The 21,185-nt window shown below is 40.8% G+C and carries 19 protein-coding genes and 1 other annotated feature; of the genes, 16 read left to right on the top strand and 3 right to left on the bottom strand.

The features are described from left to right. Positions 1-7: 7 nt before the first annotated feature. The 5 genes from ruvB to yajC are packed head-to-tail and all read left to right on the top strand — an operon-like array spanning position 8 to position 3,690. The gene (gene ruvB, locus BN6556_RS18325; RefSeq protein ID WP_066194377.1) at positions 8-1,009 is read left to right on the top strand and encodes a Holliday junction branch migration DNA helicase RuvB; all 1,002 of its coding nucleotides are present in this window, start codon (positions 8-10) and stop codon (positions 1,007-1,009) included. Beyond that, a complete protein-coding gene (locus BN6556_RS18320; protein ID WP_066194374.1) occupies positions 1,006-1,206 on the top strand; it encodes a DUF2905 domain-containing protein in 201 nt (66 codons plus the stop codon). The genes ruvB and BN6556_RS18320 overlap by 4 nt, the downstream gene beginning before the upstream one ends. A 17-nt stretch (positions 1,207-1,223) precedes the next feature. Beyond that, entirely contained in the window at positions 1,224-2,252 is a 1,029-nt protein-coding gene (queA, locus tag BN6556_RS18315) for a tRNA preQ1(34) S-adenosylmethionine ribosyltransferase-isomerase QueA (RefSeq protein ID WP_066194371.1), read from the top strand. Between the two features lie 17 nt (positions 2,253-2,269). Beyond that, positions 2,270-3,409: a tRNA guanosine(34) transglycosylase Tgt gene (gene tgt, locus BN6556_RS18310; RefSeq protein WP_066194367.1), complete on the top strand. Its 1,140-nt coding sequence runs from the start codon at positions 2,270-2,272 to the stop codon at positions 3,407-3,409. Positions 3,410-3,426: 17 nt separating this feature from the next. Then, entirely contained in the window at positions 3,427-3,690 is a 264-nt protein-coding gene (gene yajC, locus BN6556_RS18305) for a preprotein translocase subunit YajC (RefSeq protein ID WP_066194364.1), read from the top strand. A 78-nt stretch (positions 3,691-3,768) separates the two neighbouring features. Here yajC and BN6556_RS22000 read toward each other — a convergent pair whose 3' ends face one another. Together BN6556_RS22000 and BN6556_RS18295 are read right to left on the bottom strand one after the other, a co-directional pair. Continuing rightward, positions 3,769-4,260: a hypothetical protein gene (locus BN6556_RS22000; protein WP_148436812.1), complete on the bottom strand. Its 492-nt coding sequence runs from the start codon at positions 4,258-4,260 to the stop codon at positions 3,769-3,771. A gap of 94 nt (positions 4,261-4,354) precedes the next feature. Beyond that, the gene (locus BN6556_RS18295; protein WP_066194360.1) at positions 4,355-4,732 is read right to left on the bottom strand and encodes a TIGR04086 family membrane protein; all 378 of its coding nucleotides are present in this window, start codon (positions 4,730-4,732) and stop codon (positions 4,355-4,357) included. Positions 4,733-5,039: 307 nt separating this feature from the next. Between BN6556_RS18295 and BN6556_RS18290 the strand changes: the two genes are divergently transcribed. Then, the gene (locus BN6556_RS18290) at positions 5,040-5,711 is read left to right on the top strand and encodes a DUF421 domain-containing protein (protein WP_078060153.1); all 672 of its coding nucleotides are present in this window, start codon (positions 5,040-5,042) and stop codon (positions 5,709-5,711) included. Positions 5,712-5,745: 34 nt separating this feature from the next. Here BN6556_RS18290 and spoVB read toward each other — a convergent pair whose 3' ends face one another. Continuing rightward, positions 5,746-7,287, bottom strand: coding sequence for a stage V sporulation protein B (spoVB, locus tag BN6556_RS18285; protein WP_066194358.1), 1,542 nt, complete (start codon positions 7,285-7,287; stop codon positions 5,746-5,748). Positions 7,288-7,427: 140 nt separating this feature from the next. Between spoVB and BN6556_RS18280 the strand changes: the two genes are divergently transcribed. From BN6556_RS18280 to aspS, 10 genes are all read left to right on the top strand, one after another. Continuing rightward, positions 7,428-7,718, top strand: a complete 291-nt coding sequence (locus BN6556_RS18280; RefSeq protein WP_066194356.1) for a post-transcriptional regulator — start codon at positions 7,428-7,430, stop codon at positions 7,716-7,718. A gap of 73 nt (positions 7,719-7,791) precedes the next feature. Continuing rightward, positions 7,792-10,059 (top strand): protein translocase subunit SecDF, encoded by a 2,268-nt coding sequence (gene secDF / locus BN6556_RS18275; protein ID WP_066194354.1) that lies wholly within the window; start codon positions 7,792-7,794, stop codon positions 10,057-10,059. 845 nt (positions 10,060-10,904) lie between these two features. After that, complete coding sequence (locus BN6556_RS18270; RefSeq protein ID WP_066194351.1) at positions 10,905-11,234, top strand: LapA family protein; 330 nt, start codon at positions 10,905-10,907, stop codon at positions 11,232-11,234. 58 nt (positions 11,235-11,292) lie between these two features. After that, positions 11,293-13,605 (top strand): single-stranded-DNA-specific exonuclease RecJ, encoded by a 2,313-nt coding sequence (recJ, locus tag BN6556_RS18265; protein WP_066194348.1) that lies wholly within the window; start codon positions 11,293-11,295, stop codon positions 13,603-13,605. Continuing rightward, entirely contained in the window at positions 13,595-14,107 is a 513-nt protein-coding gene (locus BN6556_RS18260; RefSeq protein WP_066194344.1) for an adenine phosphoribosyltransferase, read from the top strand. The genes recJ and BN6556_RS18260 overlap by 11 nt, the downstream gene beginning before the upstream one ends. A gap of 713 nt (positions 14,108-14,820) precedes the next feature. Then, the gene (locus tag BN6556_RS18255; RefSeq protein ID WP_066194341.1) at positions 14,821-17,019 is read left to right on the top strand and encodes a RelA/SpoT family protein; all 2,199 of its coding nucleotides are present in this window, start codon (positions 14,821-14,823) and stop codon (positions 17,017-17,019) included. A gap of 17 nt (positions 17,020-17,036) precedes the next feature. Continuing rightward, positions 17,037-17,489 carry a D-aminoacyl-tRNA deacylase gene (gene dtd, locus BN6556_RS18250; protein ID WP_066194338.1) on the top strand — a complete coding sequence of 151 codons (453 nt, stop codon included), beginning with the start codon at positions 17,037-17,039 and terminating at the stop codon, positions 17,487-17,489. A 79-nt stretch (positions 17,490-17,568) separates the two neighbouring features. Beyond that, positions 17,569-17,742 carry a hypothetical protein gene (locus BN6556_RS22190; protein WP_161485725.1) on the top strand — a complete coding sequence of 58 codons (174 nt, stop codon included), beginning with the start codon at positions 17,569-17,571 and terminating at the stop codon, positions 17,740-17,742. 44 nt (positions 17,743-17,786) lie between these two features. Next, positions 17,787-18,008 (top strand) — a binding site (T-box leader). A gap of 67 nt (positions 18,009-18,075) precedes the next feature. Further along, positions 18,076-19,344 carry a histidine--tRNA ligase gene (gene hisS / locus BN6556_RS18245; protein ID WP_066194335.1) on the top strand — a complete coding sequence of 423 codons (1,269 nt, stop codon included), beginning with the start codon at positions 18,076-18,078 and terminating at the stop codon, positions 19,342-19,344. 7 nt (positions 19,345-19,351) lie between these two features. Next, positions 19,352-21,109 (top strand): aspartate--tRNA ligase, encoded by a 1,758-nt coding sequence (gene aspS / locus BN6556_RS18240; RefSeq protein WP_066194334.1) that lies wholly within the window; start codon positions 19,352-19,354, stop codon positions 21,107-21,109. Positions 21,110-21,185: the final 76 nt, after the last annotated feature.

The following is a 21,185-nucleotide window of genomic DNA, read 5'->3' as shown; positions in this document are numbered from 1 at the left end:
CTTGACAATGGAGGAACGGATTATATCCAGTGAGCTGCAACAAACAGATGTATCAGAAGAGCTCAGTCTCCGTCCACAGCTGTTAAAACAATATATTGGGCAACATAAGGCGAAGGAAAACTTGGCTATTTTTATTGAAGCGGCAAAAATGCGTAATGAGCCACTTGACCATGTGTTGTTATATGGACCGCCAGGATTGGGTAAAACGACGATGGGGCAGATTATCGCGAATGAAATGGGGGTTCAATTTAAGCAGACTTCTGGACCGGCAATTGAGCGTTCAGGGGATTTAGCTGCCATTCTTTCCTCTTTAGAAATGGGGGATGTTCTGTTTATTGATGAGATCCATCGATTGCCACGTGCAGTAGAAGAAATTCTTTATCCAGCTATGGAGGACTTTTGTCTGGATATTGTGATTGGTCAGGGGCCAAGTGCTCGTTCTGTTCAACTTGACTTGCCGCCGTTTACCTTAGTAGGAGCGACAACAAGGGCAGGGTTATTATCGGCACCACTTCGGGATCGATTTGGGGTGCTTTCACGCCTGGAATTCTATGAAATAGTGGATTTATCAGCCATTGTCGAGCGAACGGCCGACATTTTTCAAGTAGAAATCGATAAATCGGCCGCTTTGGAAATTGCCAGACGATCAAGAGGAACTCCTCGTATCGCAAACCGTCTGTTAAAAAGAGTTCGCGATATTTCTCAAGTAAAAGGAGAGGACAGTATTTCGTTAGAGACGACGAAAGAGGCCTTGAACATGCTGCAGGTCGATCAAGCAGGCTTGGATCATATTGATCACAAATTGCTTGAATCGATCATGGATGGTTTTAGTGGTGGGCCAGTCGGCTTGGATACGCTTGCCGCTTCGATTGGTGAAGAATCACAAACGATTGAGGATGTCTATGAACCATATTTGCTACAAGAAGGCTTTATTCAACGTACACCTAGAGGGAGATTGGTAACGGCTAAGGCTTATGCTCATTTTAATCGGGAGGTGCCTGAGGCTTGACGGGATTCGGAAAAATCTTTATTGTCATAGGGATTGCGTTTATTGTGATTGGCTTGGTATGGTCCCTGTTTGGAAGACTGCCAGGTGATATCAGTTTTAAGAAAGGCAATGTCTCCTTTCATTTTCCGATCATGACATCGATTGTCGTTAGTATTATTTTGACCATTATACTTGCCTTGGTTCAACGATTCAAATAAGCAGAAGGAGAAAGCACATGGATATTGAAACATTTGATTTTGACTTACCAGAAGAATTAATTGCACAAACGCCGTTAAAAGATCGAGCCAGTTCCCGCTTGATGGTGTTGGATCGCGCTGAACGAACGATTACGAATCACCATTTTTATAATATAGATTCCTTTTTACGACCGGGTGATTGTTTAGTATTAAATAATACCAAAGTGCTTCCAGCGAGGCTGTATGGAGTGAAGGAAGATACCGGCGCCAAAGTGGAGGTGCTTTTATTAACCCAGTTAGAAGCGGATGAATGGGAAGTATTGGTTAAACCGGCTAAGAAAATTAAAGTAGGTACCTCGATTACGTTTGGAGAAGGGCTGCTTACGGCTACTTGTGTTGGTACGAAAGAGCATGGGGGCAGAGTGCTGCATTTTCATTATCAAGGTATTTTTTATGAGATATTAGATCGATTAGGCGAAATGCCGTTACCTCCATATATTAAGGAACAGTTGGAAGAAAAGGACCGTTACCAAACTGTTTATGCCAAGGAAGAAGGTTCTGCCGCTGCACCGACGGCGGGATTGCATTTTACGGAGTCTTTGTTAGCAGCTTTACGTCAAAAAGGAGTAGAGATTGCCTTTATTACCTTACATGTTGGATTAGGTACCTTTCGGCCGGTTAGTGTGGATAAAATAGAAACACATAAAATGCATGCCGAGTTCTATCAAATGACTCAGGGTACTGCTGACCAGCTTAATCAAGTAAAGCAACGCGGTGACCGTGTTATCTCGGTAGGTACAACATCCACCAGGACCCTGGAGACCATCGCCAGAGATACCGGTGGTCATTTTGTTGAAAGGAATGGCTGGACAGATATTTTTATTTACCCACCTTATTCGTTTCAAGCTATTGATGGATTAATTACCAATTTTCACTTGCCAAAATCGACCCTGATTATGTTAGTGAGTGCTTTTGCGGATCGGGATTTTATTTTAGAGGCTTATCAACGGGCAGTGGATACGCGTTATCGATTTTTTAGTTTTGGTGACGCGATGTTAATATTGTAAAGAGAGGAATACGCATAATGACGGCAATTAGGTATGAACATATCAAGACATGTAAACAAACAGGTGCGCGGTTAGGTAAGGTACATACCCCACATGGCACATTTGATACGCCGGCTTTTATGCCAGTAGGCACACTGGCAACGGTGAAGACAATGAGTCCAGAGGAACTGAAGGAAATGGGAGCCAATATGATTCTTTCTAACACCTATCACCTCTGGTTACGCCCAGGGGAGGATATTATTGAAGAGGCTGGGGGATTACATTCCTTCATGAATTGGGATGGCTCTATTTTAACCGATTCTGGTGGTTTTCAAGTCTTTAGTTTAAGTGATTTGCGTAAGATCGAGGAAGAGGGCGTCCATTTCCGAAATCATTTAAATGGTGCAAAACTGTTTCTGTCCCCAGAAAAGGCTATGAAAATACAGAATGCTTTAGGTTCTGATATTATGATGGCTTTCGATGAATGTCCGCCATATCCAGCTGAGCATGATTATATGAAAAAATCGGTAGAAAGAACCAGCAGGTGGGCAGAAAGATGTTTGGAGGCACACCAAAGGAAAGACAAACAAGGGTTATTTGGAATCATACAAGGTGGAGAATATGAAGATTTAAGAAGATTAAGCGCACGTGACCTCACCTCATTGGACTTTGCGGGATATGCGATTGGCGGGTTATCGGTTGGTGAACCAAAAGATGTGATGAATCAAGTATTAGAATATACCACACCATTACTTCCGTCGGACAAGCCTCGTTATTTGATGGGGGTGGGCTCGCCTGATTCGCTCATTGATGGTGCGATTCGCGGGATTGATATGTTTGATTGTGTATTACCCACAAGGATTGCGCGTAATGGCACGTGTATGACATCACAAGGTCGCTTGGTAGTACGTAATGCCAAATTTGCTAGAGATTTCACCCCACTTGACCCTCATTGTGATTGTTATGTATGCAAGAATTATACAAAAGCCTATATCCGGCATTTAGTGAAAGCAAATGAAACATTCGGTTTTAGGCTTACTACTTATCATAATCTTTATTTTCTGTTAAAATTAATGGAGCAAGTCCGTGAAGCGATTATGCAGGACCGGCTTGGAGATTTTAAAGAAGCATTCTTTGAACAATATGGTTTTAATCAACCAAATGCAAAGAACTTTTAGAAAGGGGGGAATCAAGAATGGAATTTGTTGCAACACTGGGACCACTACTATTGATGATTGTAATCTTCTACTTTTTGCTCATCAGACCACAACAGAAAAAACAAAAACAAGTGCGTCAGATGCAGTCAGAACTTAAAAAAGGTGATAAAATCATTACAATTGGTGGTTTCCATGGAACTGTTCATGCCTTAGACGAAAACCAATTAGTGCTAGTTACTGCTGATGGAACGAAGCTTACATATGATCGTTCAGCTGTACGTGATGTTGTAGAACAAAGCTAATAGAGGAACAAACAAAAATGCCTTGACATGTCAATCGATAATGCCGAGGCATTTTTGTAGTTTAACAGAAAAAGATTTTCACCGTGGAGTCAGTAAGAAAGTGCGAAATAGGAAAAAACGGTCGTCATCTACAAAATGACGGTCAAAGTCCAAGGGAAAAGCGCTGAAGTGGGCGCCATTGCGGAAATGACGACCAAAATCTGAGGGGAAAGCGTCGAAATGGACGTCATCACGAAAATGACGGCCAAAATCCGAGGGAAAAGCGCTGAAATTGGCGTCATCGCAGAAATGACGGCCAAAATCTGAGGAAAAAGCGTCGAAATGGACGTCATCGCGTAAATGACGGCCAAAATCTGAGGAAAAAGCGTCGAAATGGACGTCATCGCGTAAATGACGGCCAAAATCCGAGGGAAAAGCGCTGAAATGGGCGTCATCGCAGAAATGACGGCCAAAATCTGAGGAAAAAGCGTCGAAATGGACGTCATCTCGAAAATGACGGCCAAAAAGAGTGCAAATCACGAAAAAACGGTCGTCATAATCAAAATGACGACCAAAAAAAGTTTTAATCACAGAAAAACAGTCGTCATTTCCATGAAGTATGGAATAATACTATATGCCTTCATGGATAGCATATGGACCAGCTGGAGCTCGAAAAAATAGCGATTTAACTTGCTTCCTCTGGTTTTGCCAAATTCACACCAATAACTGCCCCAATCATGGCTAATAATAAAAAGGCAGCATGATGAACGATTTCCACTACACTGAACGCTTCACCCAATCCAAGAAAACGATAAGAACAAACAATTAAACTAAACAACAATCCAGTAATCAGTCCGACAACAATGCCCTTCTGTTTTGATTTCAGCCCCGCAATAAGTCCGCCGGTAAACAAAGCAAAAAAGCTAAGAAATAATACAGCTAACGAAAGTGTAGATTCACCTAGTGAAGTGAATCGTAATAAAAAAGACAAAATGACGCTAGCGATTATCATCAAAGTGAAGATACAAACAGAACCATACATCGCCCCGGTTATCATTCGCATAGGAGCACCCCAATCTTTTAGTTATTTTATGGTTAGTGAGATGTTAGAACCCCGTTGTCCCACAAAGTTATCGTTGATATTTACATAAGTTTGGAGTAGGGTTCAGATGTTTATAGCAGGACAAAAGCAACAGGCAGCACTGGCAATCTCAAACTAATAACCCAAACGATTGCTTTTCTTTAACTATATGCAGAGCCTGTCTTGCTTAGAAGTGAAAAAGTGTAATATTCTAGCTAGATGAAGCTAAGAATAATGCCTTTCAATCGGGATAAGCTATAGTTAAAGAAAAATAAAGGAAGTGAGTTTATTGGCAATGGAAGAAATATTGGCGTTAATTGCCAGAACGGCCTTTTATTATGTGATTGTGGTGCTTATTTTTCGATTAATGGGCAAACGAGAAGTTGGTGAATTAAGCATTTTAGACATTGTTGTGTATATTATGATTGCAGAAATGGCGGTGCTTACCATTGATGATCTTGATATGTTTTTTGGTTATGGCCTGGTTCCCATGGCTGTATTATTAGTTATTCAACGATTAACGGCTTGGATTTCATTGAAAAGTCCCTTATTTCGACAATGGTTTGAAGGGAAGCCATCTATTATCATTTCTCAAGGCAAGATCGATGAATACGAAATGAAGAAAAATCGTTTTAATTTCGATGATTTATTACAGCAATTGCGTGAAAATGGCACCCAAAGCATCAAGGATGTTTCGTATGCCATCCTCGAACCATCCGGCAATCTATCGATTATTGAGAAAGGTGACCAAGAACCCATTCGTCAGAAAATAGATGGACTAGTCCTACCGTTGATCATTGATGGTAGAATCCAGCCCGATGCCTTGAAGCAATTAGGAAAAAATGAGGCATGGCTTCTTGAACAATTGCAAGAGCAAAACTATCGATCGATAGAGAACATATCATTTTGTTCCATTGATGTGAACGATGAGTGGTATATTGATATCAAGAATGAGAGATAGGAATTAATAGTAATCAGGCTATCTTCTGTTTTGATCATGACCGTTTCCATAATGGTTTAAGCTCGTCCCAACGAATAAACTGTAAGCAGAAGAGAAAGATAATATAGCAAGCAAATAATAGTAAGAGTATGGCAGCAAAGGAAGCGAGATTGGTTAAATCAAATGATAAAATTCGAACCAATAGTTCGCCGAGCCAAAATGTCAGCACAATTAAGGCGAGCATTTTTACGATCATAATGGCCGGAATATGGAATCGAATCGCTCGATGTAATGTTATTAAATGAAGCATGGTACCAATAATAACACCAGCACACATCGCAATTGCCGCCCCATAAATACCTATTTCTGGGTTAGTCGTTAACCCGATTAAGACAACAAATTTAATGATCGTAGATATAATATTATTCCACATGGCTTGCTTGGCCAGATCTAATGCCTGTAAGGAGGCATTGAGCGGAAACTGAATATACATAAACAGAAAACAAGGAGCCATTAATTTAAGAAAGATACTGGCATTGGTCGTTCCGTACATGTAATGCAAAATCGTATCAGCAAATAAGGTTAATAAGACGGTTGCAATGGCTCCTGAAGCAAACGACAAACGAATAGCCTGGTGAATTCGATAGTGAATCCGTTTTGAGTGATGCAAGGCCTCTGCCTCACTTAAATTAGGAACAAGCGCTACTGCCAACGAATGGGTGATAAAGGTTGGCAAGAATAAAAGTGGCAGCGCATAACCAGTCAGCATACCATATTGCTTCGTAGCCACCGTAGCTTGAAATCCTGCTAAAGCAAGGCTTTGAGCAACAAGGATTGGTTCAAGAAAATTGGCAATGGAATTCACCATCCGGCTGGCTGTGCTCGGAATCGCGATTGAAAACAGTTGGTATAACGTTTGTTTTCCCGTTTTTAAATGATGCCAAATATTTTTCCTTATTTTAATTCGTTTTTTAGCTTGAAACACCCAAATCATATACCAGAGCGAAACGCCTTCACCAATGATAACGGAAACCATTGCTCCTGCAGCGGCATATTCCACACCATAAGGTACCAAATAATGCACAAGCAAGATCACAAAGCCAATGCGAACTACTTGCTCAATTACTTGGGCATAGCTTTGCGGTTTCATGTTCTGTCTTCCTTGAAAATATCCACGTATAACGGATCCTACTGCACTAATAGGAATCATCGGAATAATAGCCATCATGGGGAGTATGACCCGTTTATCTGTCAGTAGATATTCTGCAATGTACGGGATGCTAATAAACATAATCACAGAGGACACAACACTAAGCGATATGGTAATCGATAGAGAAATAAGCAGAATTTGTTTGATTTTTTGCTGATTATTTTTAGCTTCTGCTTCAGCGACCCGCTTAGAGATAGCAATAGGTAGACCAACTTGTGAGATAGTATACATCAAAAACAAGGTGGGGAGGGCCATATTATATAATCCAATTCCTTCTTCACCCATTATGCGAGCAACTACAATTCGATTGATAAATCCTAGAAATCGTGTAATCATACCTGCTGTAATTAAAATCAATGTTCCCTTTAAAAAATTTTGTTTGGTCACTTTGATCGACCTGCCTTCTCAAATCGAAATTTTTCATATACAATGAATTATATGCAATAGATAAGGACAGGCATGACAAATATGAGATAGATTTTTTATTTTAAGGAAAAGAGCCTTGTAGAATGAACGGAGGAATTATAATGACAAAAAAAGCAGTATCTGCTTGGAAAAGTGAACTAGATCCTGTGCTTGAGAGTAAAGTAGAAGAGTTTAAACTATTGGATTATTCCAAGATTTCGACAGAGGATATTTGGCAATGCTTACTAGCCAAAGTATGGAAAGGTGATCCGGAAAAATCGCTGAATGCGGTGGTACAAGATATTATGCACTTACGATCGAGTATGTATATGACCTTTTTAACACAGCGTACATGGGAGGACACCAATTTACAAGAGTCCCTGGATGCCGTGCTAGGGAGAACAGATGCTTAGCACAGTTACTTGTCGATTTACTAGCATTTGTTGTAAAATGGAGTGGGTTTGTTAATTTAGGGAGGCTTTATAAATGGTAAATAAAGGAAGAATTGTTGCCTTTTTTCTTATTGTTATTATTTTGGGTGCAACAATTGGTACTACATATTCTGGAGTAGCAAGTAAAATTAATCTAGGTTTGGATCTTCAGGGCGGTTTTGAAGTTCTTTATGAGGTGAAACCTTTAGATGAAGAGGAAGGTCAAGAAATAGACCGCAGTGTGCTGGAAGCAACCGTTGCTAATCTGGAGCGGCGAGTGAATTCCATGGGGATCAGCGAACCTAGTTTTAGTATTGAGGAACCTGATCGTATTCGTGTACAGTTAGCTGGAGTAGAAAATCAAGACCAGGCAAGAGAAATGCTGGCTACTACTGCAGAACTCTCCTTTCGAGATGTGAATGACCAAGAGTACTTGGATGGTTCCGATCTCCAGGAAGGAAGTGCAAGGCAGGATTTTAATCCGGATACCAATCAACCGATCGTTAGTGTGAAATTTAAGGATGCCGATCGTTTTGGGGATACAACACAGGCGATTGCGGATGACCCTGAGGCGAGCAATCGTGTCGTGATTTGGATGGATTATGAAGAAGGCGACAGCTACGAGGAAGAAAGAAATAAAGAAGATTCGAAAATTATCTCGGATCCAGGCTTTCAAAATGTCTTACGAACCACCGATATTATGATTGAGAGTCCAACATTCACCGTTGAGTCCGCTCAGCAATTAGCTGATCTGTTAAATGCGGGTTCTCTGCCCGTTGATTTAGAGGAGGAATACTCAACTTCTGTAGGTGCCCAGTTTGGTCAGCAGGCCTTGGATAAAACCGTTTTTGCTGGTTTCTTAGGTGTTTTATTAATCTTTATCTATATGATTTGCTTTTATCGCTTTCCTGGTGTGATTGCAGCGATCACCTTAAGTATCTATGTGTATTTGGTTTTATTGGTGTTCCAGCTTATGAATGGTGTGTTGACATTGCCAGGTATCGCAGCCCTTGTGCTGGGGGTAGGGATGGCCGTGGATGCCAATATTATCACCTACGAGCGGATTAAAGAAGAATTGAAAGAAGGTAAATCCATTAAGGCGGCCTTTAAATCAGGTAATAAGAATTCGTTAAGCACGATTTTGGATGCAAATATTACCACATTGATTGCAGCTTCCGTGTTATTTATCTTTGGTACAAGCTCTGTCAAAGGGTTTGCGACCTTGCTTATCGTAAGTATTGTGTTAAGTTTTGTAACGGCAGTCTTCGGTTCACGTCTATTTCTTGGCTTATGGGTGAAGAGTAACTTTCTTAAAAAGCGTCCAGGCTGGTTTGGGGTGAAAAAATCACAAATTCAAGATATTAACAGCAATGAAGAGGTAGAACCAAAAGTGTTTGGACGCTATTTTAACATTGTAGAGCACCGCAAGAAGTTCTTTAGCATCTCCATTTTATTAGTAGTGGTTGGTATTGTCTGCTTAGCGATCTTTCGTTTAAATCTAGGGATTGACTTTGTTTCTGGTTCACGAGTAGATGTGCTGGCGGACGAAGCGATCAGCTCAGAGCAGGTAGAGTCCTCCTTTGAAGAGTTAGGATTAGAAGCAAGTGCCCCGATTGTTGTTTCGGGTGAGGATGAGAATATGGCGGTTGCTCGTTTTTCAGAAGACCTTTCTCAGGAAAAAGTGGCCGAGGTGAGGAGCTTATTTGAAGAGCAGTATGGCCATGCGCCGACCGTCAGCACGGTTTCCCCAATTGTCGGGGAGGAATTAGCGAAAAATGCTTTATTGGCCGTATTGTATGCCTCCATTGCGATTGTTGTTTACCTCGCTTTTCGTTTTGAGTTTTATTTTGCACTTACGGCGATTGTCGCCTTGCTCCACGATGCCTTTTTTATTGTGGCATTGTTCGCGATTACGAGAATGGAGTTTGATATTACCATTATTGCAGCGATATTAACGATCGTCGGTTATTCGATTAATGATACCATTGTTACTTTTGATCGAATTAGAGAGAACTTAAAACGTAAGAAGAAAATTAAGTCATTTGCGGAATTAGCTAAAATTGTGAACAACAGCTTAATGCAAACATTGGCACGAAGTATCAATACGGTACTTACCGTTATCTTTGCAGCCGTGATGTTGTTTGTATTCGGGGCTAGCGCTATTACCAACTTCTCGTTTGCTTTAATTGTCGGTTTATTAGCAGGTACTTATTCGTCCCTGTTCATTGCCGCCCAGCTATGGTTAGTATGGCGTGGAAGATCGATCAAAGAGAAACCCATTATTTATGCTGAGAAAAAACGTAATGACGGTCCACAAGTTTGATAAAGGCTGGGTAATCCCAGCCTTTATTCTAAGGTAAGAAAAATTTATAATCATTGATGTAATGGGATTTGGAACGATTTGACCTTGAATGAACCGGAGTACCGATAAGATGGATTATGTAAAGTAGTTTGCTTTCTTTAGTGGTGAGTTTGTCCGTTTTTTTATGCTAGGCGAGCGCTCCGGGAATATGCTGCGCTTTCCGTGGGGCCGGCTTCAGCTAACTTGCAAAAGAAGAGCACTTTTACAAGTGGATCTTCAGCTCGTCCTGGTCCCACTGGAGTCTCCGCATATTCCCTCCGCTAGGTAAAAGTACAACAATGGTTATCATTGCAAGGATGAAGCGTTCTAGGTACTTAGACACTATGATAGCAAAAGGAGAAAATCGTCAGCTGATTTTTCGGCTGTGTATTGGATCATGGTATAACTATAAAAGTCATAATGTATGATCGAATCGTTCTCAGAAAAAGGTTATGCGGTTTGCTTATTTGCAGAAATATAGTGCCTGGAACGCTTCATTCTCGCAGCCATTCGATTGTAGTACTTATTCCCCAGCGTAGGAAATAGGCGGAGACTCCTGCGAGAAAAGCGCAGCATATTCCCGCAGCGGCTTACTTCGCACAGATAAAACGGTCAAACTCATCACTCAAGAAGATGGATTATTTAACATAATCCATCTTATCGGCAGTTCAGTGACTACTTTGAGTGGTCGGTAAAGGACCGAACGGATTTTGACCGGCTTTTCTTAATAAGTAGAGAATCGTGTGAAGGATAAAAGTTTTGCATAGATAGATAGAAGAGAAAAGGGTATAGAACAATAGTGAGACTTGTTTGGAGGTGGAGTGGTTATGAGAGGTCAGACATACATTATATCAGCCGTCGTGTTTGCTGTTGTTATTGCTATATTTGCGGTTATCAATGTTGATGCGGTAGAAGTGAATTACTTGTTCGGAACCGGACATGCACCATTAATACTTGTCATTTTATTTTCTGTATTGATGGGGGCATTGATTACGGCAGCAGTCGGCGTCGTTCGTTTGATTCGGTTGCAAAGAGAATTGCGGACAGTAAAAGCGGAATTAAATGCATTAAAAGCAAAGAAAGATCCGATTGTAGATGTGGAAACGGTGGATCCAGAAACTAATCATAGTTTACAAGAGACGAACCATCATAAATAATTTCTGTTTGCTACCCCTGCTACTCTTTTAGTATAATAAGTGAGTCAGGGGTGAAATCATGTTAGAAAGTCAGTCAAAATGGTTGTTTACATATAATCAGGAAAATAAACCGAACACAGAGGTGCTTGCCGCGATAGACACAGGCCCTGTTGTTAAGGAACTGCTCGTACAGCAAGGAATTGACTCGGTGGAAAAGGCAAGACAATTTCTACAGCCTTCCTTAGATCATCTACTTGCAACGAGTGACTTGGCGGGGGTAGATACAGCAGTAGAACGAGTAAAGCAAGCAGTAGAAGCTGGAGAGAGTATTCTTGTTTATGGGGATTATGATGCAGATGGTGTAACATCAACAACGGTAATGATCGAAGCATTAAGAGAAGCGGGAGCCATGTGTGATTATTATATACCCAATCGATTCACAGAAGGGTATGGTCCAAACGAGACGGCATTTAGAGAAGCCCATCGACAAGGCTTTCAGTTAATTATCACGGTGGATAATGGCATTGCAGGAGTGGAAGAAGTAGCCGTTGCTAACGAATTAGGGCTGGATGTTATCATTACTGACCACCATGAGGTACAAGAACAACTGCCAGAAGCCTTGGCAGTCATTCATCCAAAATGCTCGGAGGATTACGCTTTTAAAGAACTTGCCGGTGTAGGTGTCGCCTTTAAGTTTGCCCAGCACTTATTAGGTTATCTACCAAAACAGTATCTTGATTTAGTAGCTGTTGGCACGATTGCTGACTTGGTACCATTACAAGATGAGAATCGGATTTTGGCCTATTATGGGTTGCAGTCACTAGCCCAAACATCAAGAAAAGGCATGCAAGCGTTAATGAGAAAATGTAAAATAAGTGATCAGATAACAGAAGAAGATGTAGGCTTTCGAATTGCTCCAAGATTGAATGCGGTTGGACGTCTGCAAGATGCCAATATGGCAGTAGATTTATTGCTTACAGAAGATGAAGAAGAAGCCGAAGAATTGGCAGGATACATCCAAGAATTAAACACAGAAAGACAACGAATTGTTTCTGCTATAACAGAAGAAGCGATGGCAATCTATGAAGAAAATGAGCAACAAGGCGATGTCATTATCGTGGCCAAGCAAGGGTGGAACCAGGGGGTGCTCGGCATTGTGGCATCGAAATTGATTCAAACCTATCATCGACCGGCCATTGTATTAACAATAGACCCTGAAACCAATCAAGCAAAAGGATCGGCACGTAGTATAGCTGGATTTGATATGTTTCAAAATTGTATGCAGCACCGAGATTTATTCACGCATTTTGGCGGTCATGCTCAAGCTGCTGGGATGACCTTGCCCGTTGAAAATATCAATAAGCTGCAACAAGAATTAATGACATTAGCCAAAATCCAGTTGGCAGAGGATGACTTTAAACCCCAATTAACGGTGACTGGTCATTTGACGATCAGCCAGATTGATTTAGATTTGTTGATGGAATTGCAACAGCTCGCACCATTTGGCATGGGAAACCCAAAGCCTTTATTTCACTTGGAGGCAGCCCCTACTGAGATGAGGCAAATTGGAGAAACCAAGAATCATTTGAAAATAAAATTTGCGGAAGCAGGGGTGCAAATGGATGCCATTGGTTTTGGGTTTGGCTCGTCGTTTCTTCATCTAGCAAAAGATTCCGTAATAGAGGTTATTGCTGAACTGCAAATAAATGAATGGAACGGTATCCGCAAACCTCAGTTAATGCTAAAGGATATTGCCGTGTTTGATTGGCAATTATTTGATTACCGTGGTGTAAAAAATTGGCATAAGAACATAAAACCTACAGCGCAGGATATTACTGTTAGTTTTCAAGGACAGCATGATGGTGAACATGTCCTTTCTAAGGAGCAAGCAGCACAACTAAATCGGTCCACCGATGGACTTTTTCTATTAGATATGCCGAATCAACTGGATGATGTCATTCATTTGTTACAAACCTTAAATTTCAAACGTTTATTTCTGTGTTACCCAACGAATCAAGGCCATTATTTCGAAGCGTTGCCGACACGCGAAGAGTTCAAATGGTTATATCAATCATTGTTAAAAAAAGGTAGCTTTAATTATAAAATAGAGGCTCCTAAACTTGCCCAATTTAAGGGATGGAAGCTGGACAAAATTAAATTTATGTTTCAAGTATTCCATGAATTAAACTTTGTTGGCGGAAATGGTCAGAATATCGTACCGCTGCAGAGTCCCTCTAAAAAGGATCTAACGGAAGCCAATGTATATAAGGAAAGAAAAAAACAGATACAACTGGAAGAAATATTGGTATACTCATCTTATAAGCAATTAAAGTCATGGATCACGAAACAATTGAACAGTGAACAAGAGGAGGAAGTCGTCTATGGATTATAAAAAGTATGTTACCTTAGTAGAAGATTGGCCAAAAGAAGGAGTACAGTTTAAGGATATTACCACTTTGATGGATAATGGTCCTGCTTACAAGGCTGCGGTGGAAGAAATTGTTGAATATGCGGAGAATAAAGAAATTGATTTGGTAGTAGGACCAGAAGCACGAGGTTTTATTGTTGGATGTCCGGTTTCGTTTGCCTTAGAAATAGGATTTGCCCCAGTTAGGAAAGAAGGTAAACTGCCACGGGAAGTCATTAAGGTAGACTACGGACTGGAGTATGGAAAAAATGTGCTAACGATCCATAAAGATGCGATCAAGCCGGGACAGCGTGTTCTTATTACCGATGATTTACTGGCGACAGGTGGAACGATTGAAGCAACCATCAATCTGGTAGAAGAACTTGGAGGAATCGTTGTTGGCTGTGCTTTCTTAATTGAATTAACCTATTTAAATGGTCGTGATAAATTAGAAGGCTATGATGTATTAACGCTTATGCAGTACTAATTATAAGGTTCACGTATTACCATATGCCGAACAAAAAACCAAAGTGATATGCTTTGGTTTTTTTATACAGTAAATAAGATATATAACCCTTACTTAAACAGCAGTTGGAAAGGTTTTGATCGTGCGATGGATAATCATAAATAATTCCATATGCTTAGGTTGCTTGACGGCTAAAGTATCGATAAGGTGGATTATGTGAAATAATCCGCTTTGGGAATAGGTTCTAGACGCTGGTATATATGAAAAAGAAAAGAAGTTGGATACAAAGCATTCTTTGACCTGATATGTGCTCTTGATCCATTAACGCAGTAGGATACCATTCCTAACGAAGGGCTTGGGTGGAGCGTTGTCATCCACACATATTCAACATAATGACCAAGCTACTTCACATAATCCATCTTATCGAGTCAAGCATGAGCATACACTTCTATCAAGATAAAGAATAAAGTGTACTTTTGAAGATCACTCCTAAAGAACATCAATCGTAAAAACCAAATGTGGGACGAACAATTAGAGAAATATGATTTTTATGAGGAAAAATCACGATTTTTCTGTTATGATAGTAAATAAACGTTTTGGTTCGATGATAAAGGTCTACACTATTAGCATATCCATGCAATAACATGTGAAGATAAGTATCGAATAGAAAAGCAGCGAGCATTTCTGAAAAGCTGTATCTAATGTGCAAGTATTACTTAGTAAAAGGTGATTATATGGCAAAGGATAAAATTTTAGCGCCTGAAGATGTATTTCATGAAGCGGAAAGTTATTTAAATAAAGAGGATGTCGGGTTTATTAAACGTGCGTATGAGTTTGCTGAAAAGGCGCATGAAGGTCAATTTCGAAAATCAGGTGAACCTTACATTATTCATCCCGTTCAGGTGGCTGGAATCTTAGTAGACTTAAAATTGGATCCGGAGACAGTTGCAGGTGGTTTTCTTCATGATGTTGTGGAAGACACGGAGTACACACTGGAAGACATTTCGGCAGCGTTTAACGAGGAAGTTGCCATGCTTGTGGACGGGGTAACCAAACTACGGAAAATTAAATATATGTCGAAAGAGGCACAGCAGGCCGAAACACACCGAAAAATGTTTATTGCTATGGCAAAGGATATTCGTGTTATATTGATTAAGCTGGCAGACCGGTTGCACAATATGCGTACATTAAAGCATTTACCAGCAGAGAAACAACGCCGCATTTCTAATGAAACACTGGAGATCTTCGCCCCGCTTGCTCATCGTTTGGGGATATCTGCTATTAAATGGGAACTTGAAGATACGGCCTTGCGGTATTTAAACCCACAACAATATTATCGTATTGTACACCTCATGAAGCAAAAGCGTGAAGAACGTGTACATTATATTGATGAAGTCATGGAAGAAGTCAAAAGACAGTTAAAGGATGTAGATATTAAAGCGGAATTGTCAGGCAGGCCAAAGCATATCTACAGTATTTACCGAAAGATGATGCTGCAAAAGAAGCAATTCAATGAAATTTATGACTTATTGGCCGTTCGAATTATCGTTTCAAGTATCAAAGATTGTTATGCCGTATTAGGCATTATTCATACATGTTGGAAGCCGATGCCTGGCCGTTTTAAGGATTATATTGCTATGCCTAAGCCAAATCTTTATCAGTCGTTGCATACCACGGTGATTGGACCAAAAGGAGCCCCTTTAGAAGTGCAAATCCGTACCCAAGAGATGCACGAAATTGCGGAGTACGGGATTGCGGCACATTGGGCTTATAAAGAGGGGAAAAATGCTTCTCAACAGTCCAATGAAGAGCGTCTGGCTTGGTTTCGGGAGATTTTGGAATGGCAAAATGACGCCACGGATGCAGAAGAATTTATGGAATCCCTAAAGGTCGATTTGTTTTCCGATATGGTTTACGTGTTTACTCCAAAAGGTGATGTGGTGGAACTGCCGAGAGGCTCCGTGCCGATTGACTTTGCATACAAGATTCACACGGAGGTGGGAAACCACACGATCGGTGCAAAGATTAATGGCAAGATTGAACCATTGGATTATCAGCTGAAAAATGGTGATATCATTGAAATGATGACATCGAAGCATTCCTACGGACCTTCCCAAGACTGGCTCAAGTTAACCCAAACATCTCAGGCAAAAAATAAAATTAAACAATTTTTCAAGAAACAACAACGTGAGGAGAATGTATCTAAAGGTCGGGAAATGGTGGAGCAAGAATTAAGGGCAGCTGGCTTTGAGCCAAAGGAATTGATGACGGAAGAACAATTGAAAACCGTTTTGGAGAAATTTAGCTTTACGACCGAAGCGGATATGTTTGCTGCAGTGGGCTACCATGGGATAACAGCAGCACAGATTGTTACACGATTAACCGAGAAAATTCGTGAACAGCAAGAAAAGGATAAGGCAATCGAGGAAACGATTGAAGAGGTTAATGCAAGCGGGCAATCGATGCGTAAAAAAGCGAAAGGGGAGTCAGGGGTACGCGTAGAAGGTGTAGATAACATGCTGATTCGCCTTGCCAGATGCTGTAATCCAGTGCCAGGAGACAAGATTGTTGGGTATATTACCAAAGGACGTGGTGTATCTGTTCATCGCGCCGACTGTCCGAATGTGCAAACCGATCATATCAAGGAAAGACTCTTAGAGGTGAAATGGGAAAATGAACAATCAGAAAAACGGTCTTACCATGTAGATTTGGAGATTTCTGGGTATGATCGCCAAGGTTTATTAAATGATGTATTGCAGGTGATTAATGAAGCGAAAACCAATATTATGGCGGTAAATGGACGATCCGACCGACAAAAAATAGCGGTGATTCACATTAATATTTTGATTCATAATAATCAACACTTAAAAAAAATAGTAGATCGTTTAAAACAAATTCAAGATGTCTATACCGTAGAAAGAACGATTCAGTAAAGGCAGGTTAGGACTAAATGAAAGTAGTGTTACAACGAGCAAAACATGCTTCCGTATCTGTAGACAATCAAGTCATCGGAGAAATAGAACATGGATATTTGGCATTAGTCGGCATAACTCATGCCGATACAGAGGCAGATGTCGATTATGTCGTGAACAAAACCATACATTTACGGGTGTTTGAGGACAGCGATGATAAGATGAATTTGTCCCTAAAAGACGTAGGTGGATCTGTTTTGTCGATTTCACAGTTTACGTTATATGGAGATGTAAGAAAAGGTAGGCGACCAAGTTTTACTCAGGCTGCTAAACCGGATCATGCAAAGCAATTATATGAATATTATAATAAACAATTAAGCGAGAAGGGCATTCAGGTAGCCACCGGTATTTTTGGTGCAAAAATGGATATTTCATTTACCAACGATGGTCCGGTGACCATGATTATCGATAGTGAAGAATATAAGCGTTGAGGGAATTACCTGCTATTCCGTATATACTTGATTGTTCTGGGGAAACTTAGACTATCCTACAAAGTAAAGGAATAAGCAGATGAGATATAAGAATCGGCATCACCCTATAACGGCAGCAACCAATCATTACAAACAACAATTACATCCCAGCAAAGAATTATCCTTTCGAGAGCACCCTCATAACGGTTTGGCTCTGTTAGCAATGGAGATACCTTCTACACAAAAAACAACCAATCGACAAAAACAAGCTTGACAAATCATATCGCAACCAAGTATTATAGAAACATTACAATGAAGGAAGAACCATAGAAGGAAAAAGTAACCAAGAAGCAGGAGAAAAGAGAGAGAATTCCACTGGCTGTAAGAATTCTTACTCACTGCCTTGCGTGAAAGACATTCTGGAGGTTTTATACTGAATAAGAGTAGGTATAAACGTAGACAGGCGTTAACTGTTTGAGTGGAAGTGGTCAAGTAATACTTCAACTAGGGTGGCAACACGGGTAACCTCTCGTCCCTTTTTTACTGGGATGAGGGGTTTTTATATGGTTAAAAAAGGAAAATAACACCATTTGATAAGAAGGAGGAAATGAGTATGAAAGCGCCAAGAGGAACGCAGGATATTTTACCTGGAATCTCTGAAAAATGGCAGTATATCGAAAATAAACTGCAAGAATTGAGTTACAATTATCACTATCAGGAGATTCGTACGCCGATATTTGAACATACTGAATTATTCCAACGCGGAGTGGGTGATACAACTGATATTGTGCAAAAAGAAATGTATACTTTTACAGATAAAGGAGACCGCAGTATTACCTTAAGACCAGAAGGAACGGCCTCTGTTGTGCGCTCTTTTGTAGAACACAAGCTGTTTGGTTCTCCAAATCAGCCGACAAAACTTTTCTATTTTGGTCCGATGTTTCGTTACGAAAGACCGCAGCAGGGCCGGATGCGACAATTTTTCCAATATGGAGTAGAGGCCTTAGGCAGTGATGACCCAGCTATCGATGCAGAAGTGATATCCTTGGCGATGAATGCTTATCGTGTCTTCGGTTTACAGTCGCTGAAATTAGTAATTAATAGTCTAGGGGATAAAGAAAGTCGTGAAAATCACCGTCAAGCATTGATTGATCACTTTACGCCGGTGAAAAAAGAACTTTGCTCCGATTGTCAGTCACGTCTGGAACAAAATCCACTGCGTATATTAGACTGCAAAAAGGACCGAGATCATCCGAAAATGAAGACAGCACCATCCATTTTGGATTATTTAAACGAGGAATCGACAGCTTATTTTGCTAAAGTAAAAGAATATTTAGACGAAATGGGGATTACTTATCAAGTGGACCCAAACTTGGTGAGAGGACTTGATTATTACAACCATACGGCATTTGAGATTATGAGTGATGCCAAAGGGTTTGGTGCTATCACTACCTTATCTGGCGGCGGTCGTTATAATGGTTTAGTGCAGGATCTGGGCGGTCCAGAAACACCGGGGATTGGTTTTGCTTTAAGTATGGAACGTCTATTGATGGCTTTGGAGGCAGAGGGTATTGAATTACCGCTTGATCAAGGACTTGATTGTTACATCGTAGCGCTTGGTGAAGAGGCTAAGCTAAAAGCAGCAGCTATTACCGATCAGTTGCGACTGGCAGGGGTGCAGGCCGATCGAGATTACCAAGATAAGAAATTCAAGGCTCAGTTTAAAGCGGCGGATCGGCTTAAAGCTAAATATGTCTTGGTGCTGGGTGATGATGAATTAGCCAACCAGCAAATAGCTGTAAAGAATATGAAAACTGGAGATCAGGAGACGATCGACATGGAACAGCTTACACAACATATGAAAGAGATACTATAAGGGGGATATGATGATGCGGACATTAGCAGGAACATTACGGCAAGAGCATATAGGGAAAAGCGTTACATTGAAAGGCTGGGTACAAAAACGCAGAGATTTAGGTGAGATCATTTTTATCGACTTACGTGATCGATCAGGTGTTGTACAAATTGTGGTGAACGCTGAAAACGGCAAACAGCTTCATGCGATTGCTGACAGTGTACGCAGTGAATATGTGATCGAAGTGACGGGAGAAGTGGTTGAGCGTGATGCAGAGACGGTCAACCCAAAAATCCAAACAGGTGAGATTGAGGTTATGGTAAGCGAGATTTCTGTTTTAAACGAGGCAAAAACGCCGCCGTTCTCATTGACAGACGATATGGATGTATCAGAAGAATTGCGTTTAAAATACCGTTATTTAGATCTTCGTCGTGAGGTGATGCAAGAAACCTTTCAATTACGCCACCGGACTACACAATCCATTCGATCCTTCTTAAATCAAGAAGATTTCTATGAAATGGAGACGCCAATGCTGACAAAAAGCACGCCAGAAGGCGCTCGTGATTATTTAGTGCCGAGTCGGGTTCATGAAGGCTATTTCTATGCATTACCGCAATCTCCACAGTTGTTTAAACAGTTATTGATGGTGGCTGGCTTTGAAAAGTATTACCAATTTGCTCGTTGTTTCCGGGATGAGGATTTACGAGCCGATCGTCAACCGGAATTCACCCAGATTGATATTGAGACATCATTTATGTCCATGGATGAAATTATGGCAATGACCGAGCGAATGATGAAGAAGGTAATGAAAGATGTGAAGAATTTCGAGGTAGAGACGCCATTTCAACGGATGCCATATGAGGAAGCCATGGAACGCTTTGGCTCGGATAAACCAGATACCCGTTTTGGTATGGAGCTCGTTAATTTATCTGAAGTTGCCAAAACCTCAAGTTTCAAAGTTTTCCGTCAGGCAGTTGACAATGGTGGAAAAGTGAGCGGGTTGAACTTAAAAGGCAAGGCAGACCAATACTCTCGTAAAGATTTGGACAATATGACCGACTTTGCCAAAATCTACGGCGCAAAAGGATTGGCATGGTTGAAGGTGGAAGAAGAGGCTTTAACGGGTCCCATTGCGAAATTCTTCTCCGAGGAAGAACAGACAGAGTTTCGTACCCTTTTTGAAGCATCGACGGGGGATATTCTTTTCTTTGTTGCGGATAAAAAAGAAGTTGTTTTCGATACACTGGGCGCATTGCGTATGAAACTGGCAAAAGACCATGATCTGATTGATGAAAGCACATTTGCTTTTTTATGGATTACGGAATGGCCACTCTTGGAGTATGACGAAACAGAGGGGCGTTATCATGCAGCACATCACCCTTTCACTATGCCAGTAGAAGCTAATTTAGACAAAGTGGACACTGACCCGGATTCCGTGAAAGCTCAAGCCTATGACCTTGTACTGAATGGTTATGAGCTCGGCGGAGGTTCCTTACGTATTTATCAGCGCGACATGCAATATCAAATGTTTGAGAAACTTGGATTTACGCAAGAAGAGGCCGTTTCGCAGTTTGGTTTCTTGCTAGAAGCTTTGGAATTTGGTGCACCACCGCATGGAGGAATCGCCTTTGGCTTTGATCGTTTGATTATGTTATTAGCTGGTCGTACAAACCTGCGTGATACTATTTTATTCCCTAAAACAGCCTCTGCTGCCGATCCCATGACACAGGCACCAAGCGTGGTAGATAACAAACAATTAAATGAGCTGCACCTTAGGTTAAAATAAGTATATTCTTAAAAATGGGCTTGGCTAGATTGTATGTGATTGCTTGAATTTTTTAAATGGTTATGCTATCATTTAG

The organism is Gracilibacillus timonensis (assembly GCF_900086715.1).
Lineage (GTDB): Bacteria > Bacillota > Bacilli > Bacillales > Amphibacillaceae > Gracilibacillus > Gracilibacillus timonensis.
The sequence above is the reverse complement of the archived record's forward strand: the minus strand, read 5'-3'. Positions and strand labels throughout refer to the sequence as shown.